This is a genomic window from Catalinimonas alkaloidigena (assembly GCF_900100765.1).
In the GTDB taxonomy this organism is placed as follows: domain Bacteria; phylum Bacteroidota; class Bacteroidia; order Cytophagales; family Flexibacteraceae; genus Mooreia; species Mooreia alkaloidigena.
This window is the reverse complement of sequence record NZ_FNFO01000005.1, coordinates 394,789-414,916: the sequence shown is the minus strand read 5'-3', so window position 1 is coordinate 414,916 and position 20,128 is coordinate 394,789. Positions and strand designations below refer to the sequence as shown.

General features: G+C 56.2%; 21 protein-coding genes. 10 read left to right on the top strand and 11 right to left on the bottom strand.

From position 1 onward, the window contains the following. Positions 1-281: 281 nt before the first annotated feature. The 4 genes from BLR44_RS15435 to BLR44_RS15420 all read left to right on the top strand — a co-directional run bounded on the left by BLR44_RS15435 (position 282) and on the right by BLR44_RS15420 (position 3,501). The gene (locus BLR44_RS15435; RefSeq protein ID WP_089683510.1) at positions 282-842 is read left to right on the top strand and encodes a hypothetical protein; all 561 of its coding nucleotides are present in this window, start codon (positions 282-284) and stop codon (positions 840-842) included. Between the two features lie 64 nt (positions 843-906). Further along, positions 907-1,833, top strand: coding sequence for a helix-turn-helix domain-containing protein (locus BLR44_RS15430; RefSeq protein ID WP_089683508.1), 927 nt, complete (start codon positions 907-909; stop codon positions 1,831-1,833). A 138-nt stretch (positions 1,834-1,971) separates the two neighbouring features. Next, positions 1,972-2,736, top strand: a complete 765-nt coding sequence (locus BLR44_RS15425) for an SDR family NAD(P)-dependent oxidoreductase (protein ID WP_089683506.1) — start codon at positions 1,972-1,974, stop codon at positions 2,734-2,736. Positions 2,737-2,775: 39 nt separating this feature from the next. Beyond that, entirely contained in the window at positions 2,776-3,501 is a 726-nt protein-coding gene (locus tag BLR44_RS15420; RefSeq protein ID WP_089683505.1) for an SDR family oxidoreductase, read from the top strand. Between the two features lie 114 nt (positions 3,502-3,615). On the opposite strand, the gene BLR44_RS15415 is transcribed toward BLR44_RS15420, so the two are convergent. Then, positions 3,616-4,545, bottom strand: a complete 930-nt coding sequence (locus BLR44_RS15415) for an NYN domain-containing protein (protein ID WP_245706076.1) — start codon at positions 4,543-4,545, stop codon at positions 3,616-3,618. Between the two features lie 261 nt (positions 4,546-4,806). Here BLR44_RS15415 and BLR44_RS15410 point away from each other — a divergent pair, with 261 nt between their 5' ends. Both BLR44_RS15410 and BLR44_RS15405 read left to right on the top strand, forming a co-directional pair. Then, positions 4,807-5,034 (top strand): hypothetical protein, encoded by a 228-nt coding sequence (locus BLR44_RS15410; RefSeq protein WP_143017313.1) that lies wholly within the window; start codon positions 4,807-4,809, stop codon positions 5,032-5,034. A 79-nt stretch (positions 5,035-5,113) separates the two neighbouring features. Then, entirely contained in the window at positions 5,114-6,046 is a 933-nt protein-coding gene (locus BLR44_RS15405; RefSeq protein WP_089683499.1) for a prephenate dehydrogenase/arogenate dehydrogenase family protein, read from the top strand. On the opposite strand, the gene BLR44_RS15400 is transcribed toward BLR44_RS15405, so the two are convergent. Beyond that, positions 6,033-6,752, bottom strand: coding sequence for an OmpA family protein (locus tag BLR44_RS15400; protein ID WP_176956068.1), 720 nt, complete (start codon positions 6,750-6,752; stop codon positions 6,033-6,035). The genes BLR44_RS15405 and BLR44_RS15400 overlap by 14 nt on opposite strands. A 268-nt stretch (positions 6,753-7,020) precedes the next feature. Here BLR44_RS15400 and BLR44_RS15395 point away from each other — a divergent pair, with 268 nt between their 5' ends. After that, positions 7,021-8,628 carry a DUF4139 domain-containing protein gene (locus BLR44_RS15395; RefSeq protein ID WP_218127095.1) on the top strand — a complete coding sequence of 536 codons (1,608 nt, stop codon included), beginning with the start codon at positions 7,021-7,023 and terminating at the stop codon, positions 8,626-8,628. Between the two features lie 78 nt (positions 8,629-8,706). Here BLR44_RS15395 and BLR44_RS15390 read toward each other — a convergent pair whose 3' ends face one another. From BLR44_RS15390 to BLR44_RS15370, 5 genes are all read right to left on the bottom strand, one after another. Continuing rightward, positions 8,707-9,780, bottom strand: a complete 1,074-nt coding sequence (locus BLR44_RS15390) for an efflux RND transporter periplasmic adaptor subunit (RefSeq protein WP_089683491.1) — start codon at positions 9,778-9,780, stop codon at positions 8,707-8,709. A 103-nt stretch (positions 9,781-9,883) separates the two neighbouring features. After that, positions 9,884-11,143, bottom strand: a complete 1,260-nt coding sequence (locus BLR44_RS15385) for an ABC transporter permease (protein ID WP_089683490.1) — start codon at positions 11,141-11,143, stop codon at positions 9,884-9,886. A gap of 40 nt (positions 11,144-11,183) precedes the next feature. Beyond that, the gene (locus BLR44_RS15380; protein ID WP_089683488.1) at positions 11,184-11,552 is read right to left on the bottom strand and encodes a four helix bundle protein; all 369 of its coding nucleotides are present in this window, start codon (positions 11,550-11,552) and stop codon (positions 11,184-11,186) included. Positions 11,553-11,639: 87 nt separating this feature from the next. Further along, a complete protein-coding gene (locus tag BLR44_RS15375) occupies positions 11,640-12,884 on the bottom strand; it encodes an ABC transporter permease (RefSeq protein ID WP_089683486.1) in 1,245 nt (414 codons plus the stop codon). A gap of 57 nt (positions 12,885-12,941) precedes the next feature. Beyond that, the gene (locus tag BLR44_RS15370) at positions 12,942-13,637 is read right to left on the bottom strand and encodes an ABC transporter ATP-binding protein (RefSeq protein WP_089683484.1); all 696 of its coding nucleotides are present in this window, start codon (positions 13,635-13,637) and stop codon (positions 12,942-12,944) included. A gap of 239 nt (positions 13,638-13,876) precedes the next feature. On the opposite strand from BLR44_RS15370, the gene BLR44_RS15365 reads away from it, so the two are divergent. Beyond that, positions 13,877-14,437: a nitroreductase family protein gene (locus tag BLR44_RS15365; protein ID WP_089683482.1), complete on the top strand. Its 561-nt coding sequence runs from the start codon at positions 13,877-13,879 to the stop codon at positions 14,435-14,437. Between the two features lie 141 nt (positions 14,438-14,578). On the opposite strand, the gene BLR44_RS15360 is transcribed toward BLR44_RS15365, so the two are convergent. After that, complete coding sequence (locus BLR44_RS15360; protein WP_089683480.1) at positions 14,579-15,334, bottom strand: RDD family protein; 756 nt, start codon at positions 15,332-15,334, stop codon at positions 14,579-14,581. Between the two features lie 21 nt (positions 15,335-15,355). Beyond that, on the bottom strand, positions 15,356-16,345 hold the full coding sequence (locus tag BLR44_RS15355) for a YihY/virulence factor BrkB family protein (RefSeq protein ID WP_089683478.1): 990 nt from the start codon (positions 16,343-16,345) through the stop codon (positions 15,356-15,358). Between the two features lie 129 nt (positions 16,346-16,474). Here BLR44_RS15355 and BLR44_RS15350 point away from each other — a divergent pair, with 129 nt between their 5' ends. Beyond that, positions 16,475-16,771 carry a hypothetical protein gene (locus BLR44_RS15350; protein ID WP_089683476.1) on the top strand — a complete coding sequence of 99 codons (297 nt, stop codon included), beginning with the start codon at positions 16,475-16,477 and terminating at the stop codon, positions 16,769-16,771. A gap of 166 nt (positions 16,772-16,937) precedes the next feature. After that, positions 16,938-19,451, top strand: coding sequence for a family 16 glycosylhydrolase (locus BLR44_RS15345; RefSeq protein ID WP_143017312.1), 2,514 nt, complete (start codon positions 16,938-16,940; stop codon positions 19,449-19,451). A gap of 3 nt (positions 19,452-19,454) precedes the next feature. On the opposite strand, the gene BLR44_RS15340 is transcribed toward BLR44_RS15345, so the two are convergent. Further along, positions 19,455-19,832, bottom strand: a complete 378-nt coding sequence (locus BLR44_RS15340; RefSeq protein ID WP_089683472.1) for a hypothetical protein — start codon at positions 19,830-19,832, stop codon at positions 19,455-19,457. Further along, positions 19,829-20,125 (bottom strand): hypothetical protein, encoded by a 297-nt coding sequence (locus tag BLR44_RS15335; RefSeq protein ID WP_089683470.1) that lies wholly within the window; start codon positions 20,123-20,125, stop codon positions 19,829-19,831. The genes BLR44_RS15340 and BLR44_RS15335 overlap by 4 nt, the downstream gene beginning before the upstream one ends. Positions 20,126-20,128: the final 3 nt, after the last annotated feature.

Genomic DNA, 20,128 nt, shown 5'->3' with positions numbered 1-20,128 from the left:
TGTTGATGCTGGCGGCTGTCGCGTAGAATTTAACCCACCGCCCAAGGCTTCGTTTCCCTACTGGCAGGTATTCATGGCGCTGGTCTCCCCTTCGAGGCGAAGGCGCGCCGTAAGGCCTGCGAATTAATGAAACAAGCTCTTCAAAAGCCCCCGCGTCGGAGGCGTATCCCGCTTTAAGAATCATGTGCCTATCCGGGGCAGTGCCAGGGCACGAAGTAACGCAAGCGGCACAATACGAGAGCGTAGGGTTACGTTTCCATACATCACTTCACACAAACACCATGCGCTCAACATCCACATTTTTCGTCTGTTTTTGTGCATTTCTCCTGTTTTCGCTCACCGCTAAAAGTCAATCGGCCGATGTGGCACGCAACACCGTCTACTTTGAGGCGGGAGGGGCGGCCTTCTTTTATTCCCTAAATTACGAGCGGCTGCTGTTCAAAAGTTCGGACCAGAACCTGGCGGTTCGGGTGGGTTTTACAGGCGTGCCCATGTTCGACCGCCGGCGGCATGTATTGGGTGTGCCGGTGGGTGCGTCGTACCTGAACCGCCTCCGGGCCAGCAACAAGTACCTGGAACTGGGCGTTTCGGTGGCGGGTTTGCTGGACCGGTACGACTCTACCCCTGAGCCGCAAACGGCGGGCTACGAAAGGAACGAACTTGTGGCCATTCCCAGCATCCGCGCTGGCCTTCGGAAACAACCCCAGGGGCGGGGACTGTTCTGGAATGCGTTGTTGCAGGCCTCACTACTTGCGGTAGACGACGCGTCGCATTTCTCGTTCGCGCAGGCAGAAAAGCAGGTGCTACCTTTCCTGAGTGCCGGGCTCGGCTACAGCTTTTGAGTATCGTCTGGTGAAACGAACCGGTTCTTTTTCGTACCTTTGATTTTTGCAAACAAAGGGTTCCATGGAAATTACGTCGGTCGAGCAGTTTTACCGGGAGGCGATGGCCCTGAGTCCCGAAGGCACGGAACTGATCCCGAAGGGAATCAGCAAAGAAATCGGGCACTTTAACGTGTTCAACACGGCAGAAGTACGCGAGCGCATGAAGGTGAAACCCGCCATGCCTTACAACCGGCGTGCCTACTACAAAATCAGCCTGATTCAGGGGCGGAACCGGGCCGAATATGCCGACAAGGTGATCGACATCGAGAAAAGTGCGCTGTTGTTCGCCACCCCCAAGGTACCCTACCATTACCTGCCGCAGGACGATGACCAGGCGGGACACTTCTGCATTTTTACCGAGGCGTTCATGACGTCGGCCAAAACGGGCGTGGTGCTGGACGATTTGCCACTTTTTAAGGCAGGCGTGGTGCCGGTGTTTCACCTCACGGAAGAGCAGGTTCAGGAGCTGGGGCAACTTTTTGGGAAAATGCACCGGGAGATCGCTTCCGATTATGCCTACAAATACGATCTGCTACGCACCTACGTATTGGAACTTCTCCACTTCGGGCAGAAACTGCAACCCGCCACGGCCCTCCATCCGACCCACAACGCTTCGGCCCGTGTGTCGTCGCTGTTTGTGGAACTGCTGGAGCGGCAGTTTCCGATTGAGTCGCCGCAACAGACGCTACAGTTGCGGACCGCCAAAGATTACGCGGAGCGGCTGGCCATTCACGTGAATCACCTGAACAAAGTGTTGAAGGAAAATACTGGAAAGACCACGTCGCACCTGATCAAAGGCCGGATTGCGCAGGAAGCGAAACTGCTCCTGAAACAGACCGACTGGAGCGTGTCAGAAATTGCCTACAGCCTGGGTTTTGAGGAAGTCGCCCACTTTTCCAACTTTTTCAGGAAGCACACCACGCATTCGCCGATGGCCTTTCGGGCGTAATTAAGAGATTTGATTTTTGCAAAAGATGGATTGACTTTCGCAAACAGCACCTTGCGGTTTGGGAGCAACTTTGTGGTGTCGAAAGGGTTCTACTCGTCGACACGATAACGCGTCTTTTCATTTCAAATCAACATCGACATGGCAGAGCAACCTAAAATTGCACTCGTGACAGGCGGCAGCCGCGGCTTAGGCAAAGACATGGCCTTGCGCCTGGCCGAAAAAGGGCTGGACGTAGTATTAACGTACCACCGTAAAAAAGAGGAAGCGGAACAGGTGGTGGCTGCAATTGCGCAAACGGGTCGGAAAGCGCTGGCCTTGCAACTCGATACCAGCAGCGTGGCAGGCTTTGAGACCTTTATGGAAACACTCAAATCGGCACTGCGCCGCACGTTCGGCACCGACCGCTTCGACTACCTGATCAACAACGCCGGAACGGGGCATCACGCCCTGTTTGCCGAAACGACTGAAGCGCACTTCGATGCCCTTTCTCAGATCCATTTCAAGGGCGTTTTCTTCCTGACGCAAAAGGCGCTTGCTCTGATGCACGACGGGGGCGGCATCGTGAACATTTCGTCGGGACTGGCGCGGTTTTCCTTGCCCGGCGCGTCGGCCTACGCGGCGATGAAAGGGGCCATTGAGACGCTGACCCGCTACCAGGCGAAAGAGCTGGGTGCGCGCGGGATTCGTGCCAACGTTGTGGCACCGGGCGCCATTGCGACTGATTTTGGCGGGGGCGCGGTGCGCGACAATGCGGAGCTCAACCAGAGGGTCGCCGGCATGACCGCCCTGGGCCGGGCCGGAGTGGCCGAAGACATTGGCGGGGTGGTGGCTTTTTTGTGCACGGAAGAGGGCCGCTGGATCAACGGGCAACGTATCGAAGTATCAGGAGGAATGAATTTGTAAACAAAGCGGGAATCCCATCGCAACTAACCAGAAAGACTTATGAAATTATCCGGCCATAAAATTTTGATTACCGGCGGGGCCAGCGGCATTGGGCTGGGCCTCACCGAGCGGTTTGTGCAGGAAGGTAACACTGTGCTGATTTGCGGTCGGCGCGAAGCGCCGTTGCAGGAAGTCGCTCAAAAGCACCCGCAGGTGGTGACGCGGGTTTGTGACCTAGCGCTCGAAGAGGAACGCGTTGCGCTTTTTGAGTGGGTCGCCGCCGAGCATCCGGACCTGAATGTGCTCGTCAACAACGCTGGCATTCAGCAGTGGATGCAACTCACCGATGCCGATTTTTACCAGCGCGCCAAAGCGGAGATCACTACGAACGTAGAAGCGCCGCTGCACCTGACGTCGCTGTTTCTCCGGCTGCCTTCCCTGACCACCGTGTTGAACGTTACGTCGGGGCTGTCGTTTGTGCCGTTGACCAAAGTACCGGTGTATTCGGCCACAAAAGCCTTTTTCCATTCCTTCACCTTGTCGGCGCAGTATCTGTTGCAGGCGAAGGGCATAGAGGTGATCGAAGTGATTCCCCCGGCGCTCAATACCGACTTGGGGGGCAAGGGCCTGCACGATGCCGCTCCGCCGGTCAGTGCTTTCATTGAGGCCATTTTTGAGCAGTTGAAAGAAGGAAAAACTACCCTGACGTTTGGGTTTAGCGAGGCCATGGCCAAGGCAACACCGCAGGAACTAAAAGGCGCTTTCGACCGCATGAATCCTCGCTAACGAGCGTTGCAACTTGTGTTCCGCTATTGGCGCCTTCTGTACCTGTACTCAAAATCAAAAGCCGCCCCGCTCTTATGGACGGGACGGCTTTTGAGTAAACTGCGGGAAGCGCGTTTATACTTCTTCTTCGTAATTGTACGGAGCTTCTTCGGTTTCTTCGTCCCGATCCATGTACTCGACCTTCTGAATCTCGATGGCGCACTCGCCGCGGTCGTTGCGTCCCAGTTTATACTCTACCACGTCGCCAATGCTCAGGTCATTGAAGTCGCAGTTGTCCAGTTCCGAGTAGTGGAAAAACAGGTTTTTGCCGTTGATGTCCGCATCCAGAAAGCCGAAGCCGTTCAGCAACTGCGCAATAGCATTCCGGCGCGGCTCGTGCGACAGCACCGTGATGTTCGGCGTATGGTTGCTTTTGAAGTGTTCTTCGGGCAGGAACAGGTTGTTGATGGCCGGGTTGTTCCGCTGCGTTTTGTCGTCGATCACGTTCTGCATCAGCACCGGATAAGTCACTTCGTCGAACAGCGCGACCGAGGTGGTCGTCACCTGCCGGAAATTATTCTGGTCGGTGTATTCGAAATCCCATCCCAACAGCATTACCCGAATGCCGAGTGTGTTCAGTTTCCGGACCAGCGGTACATAATCGCTGTCGCAGGCGATCAACACCACTACGTCGAACTGTTTGTAAATGGCCAACTCGTAGGCTTCCAGCGCCAGCCATACGTCGATGCCCTTTTCGCCCCGCGGCGTCATCGGCAGAAAATGCGTCACCACATTCTCCTTCATCAGGACATCTTCGAAAATCCGGTCCGTCAACAATTTGTTACGTTCCTTGGCTTCGTGGGCAGAAAAGCGCCCGCGGAAATAATGGGCATCGACGATGCGGCAATAATTTTTGTCGACGCCTTCGAGGGCAGCCACACGGTTTTTGATGAATTCGTGAATCCCCGTGATGCTGAGCCGAGCACGACGTGGGTGCGTATAGTTATAATAATTGCTAACGTGCCAGAAATAACCTCCGTCGTAAAAGATTCCGATTTTTACCAAATTGTTTTGTTGCGACTTTATCATGTTAATGATGCAATAGAAATTTTATAAGAAATGTTGGAAAAGTTTTCTCGTTAATTTGTCTCGATTTCTGCTTCTGAGCCGTGCGGTGGGGCAGTGCACTTTTGCAAAAATAATGCACAGCGCTAACTTGGCGGGGGCGCCGTGGGGCTTTCTGCGGAATACCCAAGCGCATTCCGACAATTGTACTTACTTTATGGGCAGAACGAATTTATTCTCCGAAAATTTTACTTTCTTTTCATGAAGACAGATCCCATTCACCTGATTACCCGGCGCCTGCCGCTGGAATTTTCCGGCGACGAGGCCAATACCAAGATCGACATTGACGCCATTCGCCGCGAGTTCGAAGAGAAGAAGTATACGCTGCTGTCCGAACGGCCGGTGTCGGTTTCCGTAGGGGACAAGTGGTTGTACGTGACCTTCCTCTTGCAAGAGAAACAAGAGCGAACCTCGATTGGTTTTCAGTAAGTTGTGTGTAGCGCCGACTGCCCAGCCACAGCCTTTGCTCCCGCAAAAGTAGCTGGATTTGTTTAGTTTAGCCCACAATATGGATAAAGTGAGGCTTACGTACGGCGTAATCGGCGGCGGCCAGGGGCTGGGCGGCTGGTTCGCCCGTTTTTTGCGCAAGAAAGAATTGCCGGTGTTGGTATCGGACATCAGCGGGAAAGGGGATTTTACCGACAACCGCGAACTGGCACGGCACGCCAACGTTGTGATTCTGGCCGTGCCCATCAAAGCGATGATTCCCGTGCTGGAGGAGATTTATCCTGAATTACACGGCAAGGTTCTGATCGACGTGTGCAGCGTAAAGGAGTTTCTGGTGGAGCGCGTCGAGCAGTTACGCGAGGAAAACCCGGACCAGCACACGTACTATGCCTCCATTCACCCCATGTTCGCCCCGACGATGGAACAACTGCGCGGCCAGGGGTTGCTGTGGAACTACGAAACGGTATTGCCGGCACGATTCGAGCGCTTTTTCCGGGGACTTTTTTCGAAAGACGGAGCCCGCTGGTACGACGTCGATTACCGCATGCACGACCGATTGATGGGCGTGGTGCAGGGGTTGAACCATTTCAACGTGTTTGTCAGTGCGAAGGCGTTGCGCAAGTGTGGCGTGGCGCTGGCCGACATTAAGAACTTTGCGTCGCCGCCCTACCGCATCTTCATCGTTTTCTTCACGCGCTACGTCTTGCAAAATCCGGCGCTGTATGCCGACATTCAGATGTACAACCGGCACGTGGCTCCGGTGTTGCGCCTGTTCCGCGAGGAGGTCGACCGGTTGCTCACCATCATCGAAAACCAGGATCGTCCGGCTTTTACGGAGTACGTAAACGAGATGCAACCTTACTTCGAGCCGAATCAGGACGACAGTGCGTTGTCGAGCCACCTGATCCATCAGTTGGGGGTTTACCTGGACCGCGCCCGCAAAGCCGAAAGCCAGCAGGCCACTGCCGAAGTAGAAGGCACTAAAAAATCTTAAAGTCGACGCGGCGGTTCTTCTGCCGTCCCTCTTCCGTATTGTTGTCGTATTTGGGCTGCGATTCGCCGTAGCCCATCACCGAAACCCGGTCTTCGGGGACGCCCATCTGGTGCATCAATTCCTGAATGCGGTTTACGCGCTTCATCGACAACTGGAGGTTGTAATCGTCGCTGCCCCGGTTGTCCGTATGGCCTTCCACCAGCACCACGCGCCCCTGCAAGGCAAACTCGGCGGCGATCAGGAACGGCTCCATATCCAGGATGGCAAACTCGTCCTGGTCGGTGACGAAATAAAGCGACTCCGTGGTGGGTTCCCCCGGCTTCATGCTTTCCAGGCGTTTCCGGACCTCTTCCCGAATGCGGGCGTGTTTTTCAGAGATGGGCGGGGGTAGCTTTTCTGCGGGCGGCTTGGGCTTCTGCTCCGTTTTGGCCACGGAAGGTGTCGACGCTTTCGGCGATGTCGCCTTGCTTGGCGGTGGTTCTTGCGTCTTTACCTGCTCCCGGTACGAAGGCTTGGGGTGCCACGTATACGGCTCGCCCCCTTTTTCTTTCCGAAAAAAACGCTGTTTTTTGGGGCGTCGTGCCTTGTTCAGCTGACGGCATTGCTGATGAGGCAGGAATTGCGCCGCTACCTCATGCGTAGCCAGGAACCCCAGCAGACCGACGAGCAGTACAATGCGTAACGATATACTCTTTACATAAGCCATGCGAAGCCCGAAAATACGGGGGGTATCGCTTCGTAGAAACGTGATCCGCCCGGCGAGCACACAGGTGTAGGGTTTCGGAAGAGAAAACGGAAATCGCGAGGCGAACGAGTTTGTTCTGAGGGAGTTGACGCATGTAGAAAGGCCGTAAAATCTGACGTGCAGAGGTAGCGAGGGGCAGTCAGCGAAAAAAAGGCAGGAAAATTTCTGCCTGCCGTTGTGGAATTCGCAGGTTTGCGGCATCCTACGTAAAATTCACAATGCTATGGAAATGCGTAATCTTCTTTTCTTATTTCTTCTGACCATGACTCTTTCCTCGCTCCAGGCCCAGTCCACCACCGCGGTGGACGCGCAGGTCAAGGCTGTTACAGTCTACCTGAACCGGGCACAACTCACCAATACCGTACGGGCCAGCGTCCAAAGTGGCGCCAACGAAATCGCCATCGGCAACATCTCGCCGTCCATCGATGCGCAGAGCATCCAGGTTGCCTCCACGGGCGGCAGCGGCGTGGTGATGGCGGCCGTGCGGTTTGAAGAAAATTACCTGCGCGAAGACGAAAAGCCCCGTGCATTGACCGAGCTGGAAACTTCGCTCGAAGCCGCTCGCGACCGTCTGGAACAACTCAACAACGAGCAGGAAGTGTTGCAACAGGAAGAGTCGCTCGTGCTGGCAAACAAAGGCCTCGGCAGCGAGAATACCGCCGTGACGGCTGCACGCCTGGCCGAGATGGCCGATTTTTTCCGCACGCGCCTGACGGAGATCAAGCGTCGGCTTCAACGGGTAAAAAAGGAAATCAAAGACGCCGAAAAAGAGGTCGAGCAACTCACCCGGCAAACCCAACAGTACCGCGCTTCGAACCGCTCCGGACGGATTTTGGTGACGCTACGCAGCGATCAGGCCCGCACAGTAGAGCTAAACCTTACTTACGTGGCCTACCAGGCGGGCTGGTCGCCGAGCTACGACCTGCGTGTGTTGGAAGTAGGCCAGCCGGTGCAACTGACCTATCGTGCCCAGGTAACCCAGAGCACTGGCGTCAACTGGGAGGGCGTTAGGCTGACCCTCTCGACGGCCAATCCGTCGGCGGGTGGCAACAAGCCGGAGCTTATGCCGCAGTACGTGCGGATTTTTGAGCCGCAACCACGCCCTCAAATGGCCAAACGGATGAGTATGCGGGCACCTGCTCCAGCGAAAGAGGAAATCGATGCTGACATGATGTTAGAATCGCAAGCGGCGGGCTCTGCCGCCGATTACACCGCTGTGCAGGAAAATACGCTGGCCACGGAGTTTGCGATCGATCTGCCTTACACCATTCCTTCGGGCGGGCGTCCCGAACTGGTCGACATTCAGCGGTACGACCTGCCTGCCGAGTACCTCTACGCCACGGCGCCGAAGCTTGATCCGGCGGCGTTTCTGCTGGCCAGCATCACGGGCTGGGGCGAGTACAACCTGCTGTCGGGACCGGCCAACGTCTTTTTCGAGGGTGCGTACGTGGCCGAAACCTTTCTGAACGTGAACGCCACCACCGATACGCTCGACGTGTCGCTGGGCCGCGATGCCCGGATTGTGGTGAAACGGGAGCGCATCAAGGAATTCAAGGAGAAAAACTGGCTGGGTACCAAACGTGGCGAACAGTTCGGTTACGAGCTGACGCTGCGCAACACCAAGTCGGTGGCCGCCACGATTCGTGTGGAAGACCAGATGCCCATTTCTACAAACGAATCCATCAAGGTGACGCGCGGCGACTTGGGCGGTGCCGAGTATGAGGAGAAAACGGGTAAACTGACCTGGACCCTGACTGTGCCGCCCGGCGAAACCCGTACGCTCCAGTTCCGCTACACCGTCGAATACCCGAAAGGCCAGCAGATCACCGGCTTGTAATCAAAAAAAGCCGTACCACGTTTACTTTCGCATCGCTTCGGTAAACGTGGTACGGCTACAAATTGAAGCGGAGCTTCCTTAAAGCTTTTTGACGGGGGTGGCTTCGTCGATGCCGGACACGACCTCGATGTTGATGCCGTCGGAAAGGCCCACTTTGACGGGCCGTTTCTCGAACTGTTGTGGGGCGGTCATCACCTCGACGAAGGGTTTGCCGTTGTCGAACTGCAAATTACTTTCTTTGATGGCCAGCACCTTGTCGCGCTTGTCGAGGACAATGTCGGCATTGGCACTGTAGCCCGCCCGCAGGAACGTCCCTTCTTTCAGGTTAACGGCCGCACGGATTTCGAACTGAATGGCGCCCTCTTCTTCAATGCCCTTCGGCGCAATGTATTCCAGCTTGGCGTTGAACGTTTCCGTTTCGAGCGCGCCTACTTTCAGGACCAGGTCCATCCCTTCTTTCAGCTTCCCGACTTCTGACTCGTCGACCTGCCCCTCAAAAATCATTTCGTTCATGTCAGCTACTGACGCGATGGTCGTTCCTTCGTTGAACGAGTTGCTCTCGATCACGAAGCTGCCTTCTTCTACCGGTACGTCGAGGACCATGCCCGTCACCGTCGAGCGCACGATGTTCGATACGTTCTGTGAATTTTTCGAAGCGCCGTTTTTAATTAATTCCAGGTTGTTCTCGGCACCTTCCAGTTCCTGTTCGCGGAGGTTGTAATCCAACTGAAACGAACGGAACTCCTGCTCCGAAATGACTTTCTGCTCAAACAGCGTTTTGTTCCGCTCCAATTCGCGCTCGGCATTTTTGAGGTTGATTTGCGCGGTTTTCAGGCGATTTTGTGCGTTTTCGACCTGCACCACGTCGGGAATGATGCGGATTTTAGCAATCGGATCGCCTTCCTTGACCTGTGCGCCCGCTTCCACAAACAGCGTGGCAATAACGCCCGGCACCTGCGATTTGAGTTCGATTTCGCGGCGCGGCACGATGGAGCCGGTCGCCACAGTTTTCTTCACAATGTTGGTCACAAACAGCGAGTCGGTCTGGTAGGTGACGGGCGGCTCGGCCTGTTTTTGGTACAGGAAGTAGCCCGTTCCCAGCATACTGACCACTAAAACGATGATGATGGTAATGATGGCAAAACGATTCATGGGTAATGGCAAATAGCAAGTTTCAGATTATAACTAGTGAATGAGTTTTTGAGTCAAAAGCGCAGAACAATCCGGCATCCGGACGCCGGTGTCCTGCCTTCTTTTATTCATCGCGGATGGCTTCGATGGGTTGAATGGCCGCGGCTTTGGAGGCCGGTAACAGACCGGCCAGCCCGCCGCCGATTACAATGATGGCAAACGAAAGCAGTGCAAATTGCAAACTGACCCCCGGTCGGGCGAACATGTCCACACCACCGGCACTTTCGAGGGCGTTGTTGATGGCTTCCAGCAGCGCAATGCCGCCCAGTAGCCCGAGGTAGCCCGCAATGGCGGTGATCACGATCGACTCCTGAAGAATCAGACTGATGATGGACCCCGGCGTCGCGCCAATGGCCTTGCGGATGCCGATTTCGCGCGTCCGCTCTTTCACGATGATCAGCATGATGTTACTCACGCCAATGATGCCGGCCAGCAGCGTGCCCAGTCCCACAATGCCCACAAACACCTTGATGCCCGTAAACAGGCCGACCAGCTGCTTGTATTCCCGCTCCATGTTCCAGGAACCGATGGCGGCCTTGTCGTCGGGGTGCACCTTATGACGCGAGGCGAGCAGCGCCTCTACCTTCTCTTCCACCTCGGAGGCGGGTACGCCCGGCTTGGAGATGACGATGAACCAGTTGACCCGATCGCCGTAATTGTAGGTCTGCTGCACCGTCGCAAAAGGGAGGTACACCGTCCGCAGTTCGCGCTCCGCCCGGTTGCCGCTCACGTCCATGTTGAACACGCCCACCACCATAAAGTAGACGCCGTTGATCTTCACGTACTGCCCGATGGCGTCTTCGCCGGGTTCGAACAGTTCTTCGTACACCATCCGCCCGATCACCACCGACTTCCGCTTTTCTTTCATGTCGATCTCGTTGATGAACCGCCCGGCCATCATGTCGAATTTCTGCACCTTCGTGTAGTCCGGCACGTCGCCCGTTGCGTTGTAGCCCTCACTTTTCAGACCCCGCGTAATGGTGGCGGTGCCCCGCCAGCCTCCCAGCTGGTTCCGCGGACAAATCACCTCCGCCTCCGGAATCTGCTGGCGAATGGCCTGCATGTCCTGCGTCGTAAAATCGAAGTAACGTCCCGGCTTCATGCCCGCGTAGGGCATCGTCGTGGCTTGCGACCACATGTTGAACGAGTTGGTGGCCCGCCCCCCGAAACCGTCCAGCACACCGTTTTGCAGGCCCTTGCCTGCGCCCAGCAACAGCAGCAGCATGAAAATGCCCCAGAAGACCCCAAACATCGTCAGAAACGTACGAAGCTTGTTCTTCCGAATGGTCGCCCAGATTTCCTGCCATTTGTCAAAATCGAACATAGAAGAATTGGTGGGTTAGTGGATTGGAGGATTTATGGGTTTAAGATCTCTTACTTCTTGCCCTCAATGTACTTCTGGATTTGGCGAGAAATCCGCGGATTGCCTCGGATTGCGTAATTAAGGGCTCAAGTTGTTCGGTAGAACAAATCTCGGCTTCTTTCAGAAGTTCTAGCCAAAAGCAGGTTTCATCTGCCTCTTCAACGGCAATCGACAGTTTCGCATAAAACTCGGCGCCGGAGCGCCCTCGCGTGGCAGCACGGTAATTGGCTGCCGTTGACGTAGCAGCTCTCAAAAGTTGCTTTCCAAGGATGCGGGCCTCATCTGTCTTGGGTAATGTCTGATAAAACCGAATCACAGCCAATGCCAATAGCTTGGTACGTTGTCTAAATTCTTCCGCCAGTTCGTTCATCGGATTTTTATCTAGTAATCTCCCAACCCCTTAATTCACCAATCCACCAACCCACCAACCCACCAACCCACCAATCCTCCCATCTCTTCACTCCTCCCGCAGCGCTTCGATGGGGGGGATGGCGGCGGCTTTGCGAGCGGGGAAGAACCCGGCCAGTGCGCCGGCGATGACCAGCAGAAGCGTAGCCATCAGGGCCGTTTGCAGGTCGATTTCCGGATTGCGGAAGAAGTCGACCCCGCCGCCCGAGCTCTGGAGGAGGTAGTTGACCAGCTCGATGAGGCCGACGCCTGCCAGCAGCCCGAGGTAGCCCGCCACGATGGTGATGAAGATGGCCTCCTGCACGATCAGCCCCACGATGGAACCGGGCGTCGCGCCCAGCGCCTTGCGGATACCGATCTCCTTAGTGCGTTCTTTCACGATGATGAGCATGATGTTGCTGACACCCACAATGCCCGCGATGATGGTGCCGATGCCCACCACCCAGATGAAGATGTTGATCCCGGCGAACAGGTTGACGAAGCGCTGAAAGTTTTCCAGGCTGTTCCACATCCGCACGGCACTGCGGTCTTCCGGATCGAAGCGGTGGTGGCTGATTAAGATCTTCTTGGCTTCCTCTTCAATCTCCTTACTCTCTTCGACCGTGGCGTCGCCCATCGTAAACATCAGGTTGTCGATGCGGTTGGCGCCTCCGTAGGCCATCTGCGCCGTGGTGATCGGGATGTAGAGGGTTTCGCCCTCGCCGTCGTTGCCATCGTCCACAAATAGGCCCACTACGTTGTAGACGATGCCGTTCACGTCGATTTCGGTGCCCATGGGCTCTTCGCCGTTCGGGTAGAGGATTTCGGCGACTTTGGTGCCGATCACGGCCACTTTGCGGCGTTCGTTCAGGTCGATGGGGTTCAGGTAGCGCCCTTTTACCATCTCGGTCTTTTCCAGGTAGCGGTGGTCGGGGTGCACGGCCCGCACGTTGAACGACGAGTAGTAGTCGCCACGCCGCACGGTCGAAGCGCTTTGCAGGTAGAAGCGACCCGTCAGGTGCTCGACGCCCTGCATGCGTTCCAGCGCTTTGTAGTCTTCGTCGGTAAGTTGGATGCGCCGGTTGATGCCCATGCCGTTGGCGGCTTTGCTGGTGGTGCCCCCCGCGATGAAAATACTGTTGACGGCATCGTCGCGGAATTCGTACATCACGCCGTTGAGGAGTCCGGCCCCGAACCCTTGCAACAACAGCAGCATGAAGATGCCCCAGAACACACTGAACATGGTCAGGAACGTGCGGAGTTTGTTCCGCCCGATCGTGTAAAAGATTTCCTGCCATTTGTCAAGGTCGAACATGAGATCAAGTGTGAGGTGGCGATGTGGTGAACTGGTGAAGTAGTAAAGCTGGCACCTTTAACTCTTCACGCCTAACTCTTCATTGACCTGATCATCCACAATCAGGCCGTCGCGGACGCGGATAACGCGATGGGTCTGGGCGGCGATGTCTTCTTCGTGCGTCACGATGATGATGGTTTTTCCGGCTGCGTTCACCCGCTTGAAGATCTCCATCACTTCATAGGAAGTTTTCGTGTCGAGCGCACCGGTCGGTTCGTCAGCCAGAATCACCTTCGGATCGTGAATCAGCGCCCGGGCGATGGCGACGCGTTGTTTCTGTCCGCCCGACATTTCGCTGGGCATGTGTTCGGCCCAAGGCCCCAGTCCCACCTGTTCCAGGTACTGCAGGGCCAGTTTGTTGCGTTTGGAGCGCCCCACTTTCTGGTAATAGAGCGGCAGGGCGACGTTCTCCGCGGCGTTTTTAAACGACAGCAGGTTGAACGACTGGAAGACAAACCCCAGAAAACGGTTGCGGTACTGCGCGGCTTTTTTCTCCGACAGGTTTTTGATCAGCGTGCCCGCCAGGTGGTACTCGCCCTGGTCGTACATATCGAGGATACCCAGGATGTTAAGCAAGGTCGATTTTCCCGAGCCCGACGAACCCATAATCGACACGAACTCGCCTTCCTGAATGGTGAGGTCGATGCCTTTCAGGACGTGCAGCGACTGTTTCCCGGTCTGGTAAGATTTATGGATGTTACGTAACGTTAGCATGCGAAGAGAAAAGTTAAAGATAGAGAAGCCCTGGCTGGCAGATGGCGAAAAAATGATGAAAGGTAATTACAGGGTACAAGCCGAAAAAACCTCTGGTTGCTGGCGAGCCTTTGCCCCGCCCGCCGAAGAGTCCCCTCGGAAGGGGGAGTCCCTGCACGGGTTCCGACCGCAGGAAAATCGCGGAAAAAGCAGGCACAACGCGCCCGAAATCGTTTCCTTTGCGGAAAACAAATGTTATTATGGCTTTACCTACTCCCGAGCAAGTGAACGAACTGATTCACGAGCGTCGTTCCATATTTCCGAAATTCTACACCGGCGAACCCGTCGACGAGGCCATCATCCGGCAGCTCCTTGAAAACGCGAACTGGGCGCCTACGCATAAATTTACCGAACCGTGGCGATTCCAGGTGTTTACGGGCGCGGCCCTGGAGCGCATTTTTACCAAAATGGCGGATATGTATCCCGACAAGGCAACAAAGCTCCTGGGCATGCCCGAGGTAGTGTCGCACCTGATCGCCATCATCATGCACCGTGATCCGAATCAGGCCATTCCCGAAGTGGAGGAAATTGCGGCGGTTTCCTGTGCTGTGCAGAACATGTACCTGACTGCCACGGCATACGACCTGGGCGCGTACTGGAGCACCGGCAACGGCACCTACTCGGAGGTGATGAAACAGTACCTCGGTCTGGGTGAGCACGACCGCCTGATGGGGTTCTTTTTCGTAGGGCACCACAACATGAAAAATCCGAAGAGCATCCGCAAGCCCATTGAGGACAAAGTCACCTGGGTACGGGAATAGGCCTGTGGTGAGGTGGTGGTGTAGTGGGATGCGTTGGTAGGAAGAAGGGATAACGCCTTGAGAGAATGGGGTGAGGCGTGCGAGTGCATCCCGTGCCCGCTTCTCTTTCTCACGTCATTACCTCACCATCCCACTATAGGCTCACTCCTGCACGACGACGGTTTCGGCGATTTTGTCGTGGGTGGTCTGGTGGGCATGGTCCCAGAAGTATTGGAAATAGCCCATTAACAAAAAGGCCGAGGCAGAGTAGCCCGTAAAGCGCTCCACACTTTGCCAGAAGGTGAGGGGTTTGCCGTTGAGTTTAACCACGCGCAGCTTGAACAACCGCTTGCCGATGGTCTGTCCCTGCCACTTGTAAGTCAGGATGGAGAAGTAGAGAAAACCGCCTAAGAAACCGGTAAATATCGTTTTGAGCTGGTTGGCTTCGGCAAAGCGCTCCCGGAAAAAGCCGGTAAAGCTGTTGCCCACATTGGCTTCGACAAACGTCACCGCGTCGTGCGGTGTAAACCAGCGGACCAACGTGATCAGGATCAGGGCAATGGCAAAAACAACGGGTGCCCAGATCAGCACGTAGAGGTAGATGCGCATGTGGCGCTGAAACTGGTGGCGCAGCTTTTCTTCGATTTCGTAGTCGGCCAGGCGGATGTCGAGCTGACGTAACTGGCTGCGGACCATCACGGCCGCCCGCCGCAGGTTGGGCCGGAATTTTTTAGTAATCACCAGCACCAGAAACAAGCCCACAACCATGTATTCCATCACGGCCGAAGCGGCGGCAATGATGGCCAGATCGAGGCCATACGCCAGCGCGCGCCGGTTGAAACTAGCCAGATACGCCCCGTGCAGTTTTTCGTCGAAGCGTAAATGATCGAGATTGAGTTGTTCCTGGACTTTGGGCATACAAGACAAATGTAAAAAAAATCATGTCTTGTTTTTAGGGTGATGGGGGGCTTTTTTTGCGGCTTTTTCCAGTTCTTCCTCCACTTCTTCGTGCTCCTGTTCGTCGTGGATCTCGACCTCTTTGCTCACAACCTTGACCGAATTGTGCGTCGGCTGAATCTGGTGGCCACGTTCCGAAATCCAGACTTGCGTAAACGATGCGCCAAACAATACAATGAGGGACGAATAAAATACCCAGAGCAAAATGCTGACGAAGGCTCCGGCCGCGCCGTACGTCGCCGTAATGCCGATGTTGCTGAGCATGATGCCGATCACAAACTTGCCGACTTCGAACAGCAGCGCCGTAACGATGGCACCCACCCACACGTCTCGCCACTTGATTTTGACGTCGGGCAGTACCTTGAAAATGGCGGCAAAGATGATCACCGTAATGCCGATCGAAACGAGCGTATTCAGCGCCTGCATCAGGTAGACCGTGCCCCCGGAGAGGTAAGTCGAGATCAGCTGCCGGAAAAACGAAAGCATGGTATCGAGCAGGAGCGAGACCATCATCAGGAAGGCCAGCCCGATGATGATAGCAAAGGACGTCAGGCGGTCGATGCCGAACTTGACGATGCCCCGGCGGGGTTTGGGCTTCACGCCCCACAACGCATTGAGCCCCTGTTGAATGAAGTTAAAAATGACGGTCGCACTGAAAAGCAGTGTGCCCAGTCCGACGATGCTGGCCACTACGCCCGAACCCGTCTGGTTGGCATTTTCGATGACCGCCTGAATCTGTTGCGCACTCTCCCGGCCAATCAGGTCCTGCACCTGGGTATTGAGTTCGCCTTTGATGGCACTTTGGTCCAGAAACAGCCCGGCCACCGAAATGACAATGACCAGAATCGAGGGCAGCGAAAAAATGGTGAAAAAGGCAATGGCCGCGGCGTAGATGATCGGGCTTTCTTTGGAAAACTTTTCTACGGTGCAGCGAATCAACGTCCAGGTTTCGCGTGGCGTAATTACTCTCATGTAGGTACGTACGATTTTTTTATCGGATTGATTTCGAGTCGGTTGAAGAACGTCTCGTCAGTACGCTGATTTTTTGGCAAAAGATTTGATTAGTCGAATTAACATAGATTAACCCAAAAGCCAATTGCCATGAGAACGTTACTGAAGAGCCTGGTCCTGATCGGAATGTTAACCGCTTTTTCGGCCGATGCGCATCCGGTGCCGCCCCGCAAGCGTGTCGTGAATCGCATTGACCGTCGCGAGGACGTGCGCGATCGTCGGGAAGACCGTCGCGACCGCCGCGAAGACGTCCGGGATGCGCGCCATCAGGGGGGCGTGTTGGATCGCCTGGAAGATGTACACGATCGCCGTGAGGATGTAAGCGACCGGCGGGAAGATCGTCGCGACCGCCGCAACACCCCGGCCACGCGCCGCCGTCGCGGCTAGACGTCCGTTAACGCATCCCTGCCACAAGGCCCTGCGCACCCCTGGTGCACGGGGCCTTGTGGTGTAAATCGGTGAAAGAGAAGAGTTTAGGGTGCCTTTTTTGGAAAATCGTGGCAAGTTGCTCAACTTAAGTGCCACCTACAATTCCATCCAAACCACCACGTGTATGCCTACTTTCTACCGTTTTGTATCGCGTAGTTTTCGCTTCTCTCTGTGCTGCGGCGGGCTGTGTCTGTTGCTCGGCACCGTGCCACCGCTGGCCGCTCAGGACTATCAACTGGTCTGGGCCGACGAGTTCGACGCCGACACGGTCGATCAGACCAAATGGTCGTTCCAACTCGGCGACGGTACCGACGTAGGGCTGCCCGCCGGATGGGGCAACAACGAACTGGAGTACTACCGTGCCGAGAACGCCACCGTGGCCGATGGCATGTTGACCATCACCGCGAAGCAGGAATCGTTCGAAGGGTACGACTATACTTCGGCGCGTTTACGCACCCTCGGAAAAGGCGACTGGACTTTCGGGCGCATGGAGATGCGGGCGAAACTGCCGGTGGGGCAGGGCATTTGGCCGGCATTCTGGATGCTGCCTTCCGACTCTCCGTATGGTGGGTGGGCCGCCAGTGGTGAGATCGACATCATGGAATACACGGGCGACGAACCGAATCGTGCGTTCGGCACCCTGCACTACGGCGGCCCCTGGCCCAACAACGTCTATTCCGGCAACGACTTTTTTCTGACCGAAGGCACGTTCCCCGAAGCGTTTCACGTATTCGCCATCGAATGGGAGTATGGCGCAATCCGCTGGTATGTCGACGACTCGCTGTACGCTACACAAACCGATTGGTACTCTACGGCCGGGCCATATCCGGCACCGTTCGACGTCGATTTCCACATCGTCCTGAACCTGGCCGTCGGAGGAAACCTGCCTGGCAATCCTGACGAAAGCACGGTGTTTCCGCAGCAGTACATGATCGACTACGTGCGGGTGTACCAGAAAGAACAGGCCGCCCCGACCGTTATGCTGACCAGTCCGGCCGACAGCGCGATGCTGGAACCGGGGAGTGCCGTGACCCTGACGGCAGACGTGGTGTCCGAAGGCGTGGTCCGCAGTGTGCAGTTTTTCCAGGGAGATGGCCTGTTGGGGGAAGATGCTGAAGCACCGTACGAACTGACGGTGGAGGGCATTGCTGCCGGGTGTTACGAATTGATCGCTACCGTAACCGACGACCTTGGGCAGACCGGTGCCGATACCCTCCACGTGACCGTCGGGGCCGAGTGTGTACAAGCGCCTTACCTGATGCGTCCCGCCCCGTTGCCCGGCCGTATCGAAGCCGAAAATTTTGATCTGGGTGGAGAAGGAACTGGCTACCACGAATCCGACGAAACCAACCTGACGGGCGTGTACCGGACGGGCGAAGGGGTTGAGGTCGATGCCGTGCAGGACGGTGGTGCGGGGTATGCTGTGGCCGGTATTCAGGCGGGCGAGTGGCTTTCCTATACCGTTGAGGTCGCCGAGGCGGGTGAGTACGATCTGCAACTGCGGGTGGCAGCTGCCGATAGCGGAGCCGTCGCGATTGCCTTCGGGGAAGCCACGCCGATGGACACCCTTCGCTTTGCCGGTACCGGTGGAAACAATCAGTGGAAAACCGTGGGCGTGAACCGCCTCATGCTGGAAGCGGGCGTGCAAACCTTATGGCTGACGATGTTGCAAAGCGATTTTCGCATCAACTACGTCGCCGTCACCGCCTCGATTCCGCCCGGAACACCCGTGGTGTTCGACGACATGGAGCACGGCGCGCCGGAGGCCAACGGCTGGATTGCCTTCAACGGCGCGGTTGGGGGTGGGGGCATCGGACCCAACAACGCCGATCTGCCGCCGATGAATGGCGGTAGCTATTCGCTGCAAACCGGCTGGGGATCGGGAGGAACGCCCGGCTACGTGGGCGGCTTTGGCCGGAACCATCCGGTCGACCTGTCCGGCCTCACCTACTTCCATTTGTGGATTAACCCCGACTCACTCGACGGGGCCGAACGCGAGCAAACCTATACCCTGGAAATCAACCTGCAGGACGACGACGACGGGGACAATGCCATTCCTTCACCTAACAACGGTGCTGACGATGAGTTTCAGTACAACCTGACCGTGGGGCCGGAGGGCTCGGGGGCGGAAGTGATTACGGGGCAGGGGTGGCAGTGGGTTTCCATTCCGCTGAGCGAGTTTGTCGACGATAACTCTTTCCTGACAGGTGGCAATGGCGTGCTGGATGCCATCTCGACCGGCAACGGCGGCAACGGGCAGCTGGTCTACGTGATCGTGACGGTGATCAGCACTTCGGGGGCCGACGCTACGTTCCGCACCGACTACTGGCTGTTCGACGATCAGGATGTAACCGATGTATCGGACCTGGCAAGAACGCATGCATCGTTGCAGGCCTATCCCAACCCCGTAACCCGCGAGGCGACCCTCCACTTTGCGCTGCCGCAACGTAGTCCGGTTTCGCTACACATTCTGAATGCCTTGGGGCAAGTGGTCGATGTTTTGCTGGACGAAGCCTCGGTTCCGGCCGGTCCGCAACAAAAAACGTGGCGACCAGTGGACCTGCCCAACGGCGTTTATTTCGGTCGGTTGCAAACGCCGCAAGGGACGTATGTTCAGAAGCTCCTGTTGCAACGTTAACCGTTACGAGGGTTGCGTCACGGCCGGGCGGTTGAGCCAGCGCAGAAACCCCCAGGCCCCGAGCGCATACATCACCACGTCGAGCAGATCGGCCGTGTAACCGGCATGAAAGTGGGGAATGACCACTTCGAAGGCGAGGGCAAAATAAGCTGTGGCAAATACGACCTGCCGTGTGGAAAGCGTGTAGGTCGGTTGCCGCACCACGCCTTCGCGCAGCGCCACCAGCGCCAGCGAAAGTACCACCGGCAGGCACAGCAGATCGTCCAGGTAGTTGTCGAGCAACGGAATCGCAAGCCGAAGTCCTTTTTGCAGGAACTGATGCAACCCGAACAGCGCGGCGGCCGCCAGAAACAGGGGGTGAACAAGGGGCGTCAGTTTCATCCTGCCATCACGGTAATCAACCAGATAAAAAACGAGAGGATCGCGACGAACACGAGCTGGACCACATTGAACACCCGTTTGCCCAGGCGGGCAAAAAATCCGTCTTCCGGGTGAATGGGCAGCACGATGGCCTCGATTTTCTTTTTGTTTTCGGCTTCCTGTTCAGCACGTTCCTGTTCAATCGTGTGGGCGCGCGGATCGAGCAACGCATCACAATAGAAACAACGGTCATCCGGTTTCTGAAGCCAGGGCGACCATTCGCCGCAGGAGGGACACTTTTTCTGGGCTTTCATACG